Consider the following 683-nt stretch of genomic DNA (forward strand, 5'->3'; position numbering starts at 1 on the left):
CCACATCCTGAAGGGCCAAGCAACATGATAGGCCTACCAGGTTGTAAACAGACATCAAGGTGGTTGATAATAGGTGTGTCTCCATAAGAAAAACAGATATCTTTAGCTTCAAGATGGGGCTTGGTGATGAGTTGAAGGGGGGGCTTTTCCTTTTCCCATTCTGAAGGTGCGTTAAGAATATCACCCAAACGAAGGCGAGAGATTTTTAGGTGTTGCCATTCTTCCCATAAGGATGCAAGGCTTAAGATAGGACCAGAAACATTGCTGGCAAGGAGATGAGAGGCAATAAGTTGCCCGAGCGTAATCTGATTTTGCAGCATTGCTTGAGCACCAAAAAAGATAATAAAAATGGTGAAAAGATCACCAAAAATATGGCTTAAAGCTCCATTTAAGAGATGAAATTTACTGGTTGTGAGGCTTTGATCTAGACTGCGGGCTAAAGTTTCTTGCATACGTATCGTATGAGCAGTTTCTTTTACGTGTGCTTTGATGGCTTCAAGATTGGTAAAACTTTCAATAAGGCGTGTTTGATGGGCTGCTTGTAGGGTGAAAGCACGGCGTAATTGGCGGTGCAAAAAGGGGCCGACCAATGCTAAAGAGCTCATTTGTAATCGTAAAATAATGAGAACGATGAAGGTGAGTTGTGGACTGATGGAAAAGAGTGTGGCGAGGTAAATAATGGC

1 protein-coding gene is annotated in these 683 nt (G+C 42.8%); it reads right to left on the minus strand.

Annotation, left to right across the window (positions count from 1 at the left end; genetic code table 11):
- Positions 1 to 683, minus strand: a 683-nt coding sequence (locus ACFIJP_RS09480; RefSeq protein WP_375627170.1) for an ABC transporter transmembrane domain-containing protein, incomplete at both ends; no start/stop codon positions are given.

The organism is Bartonella sp. MU37NMGALS, from assembly GCF_042194015.1.
In the GTDB taxonomy this organism is placed as follows: Bacteria; Pseudomonadota; Alphaproteobacteria; order Rhizobiales; family Rhizobiaceae; genus Bartonella; species Bartonella grahamii.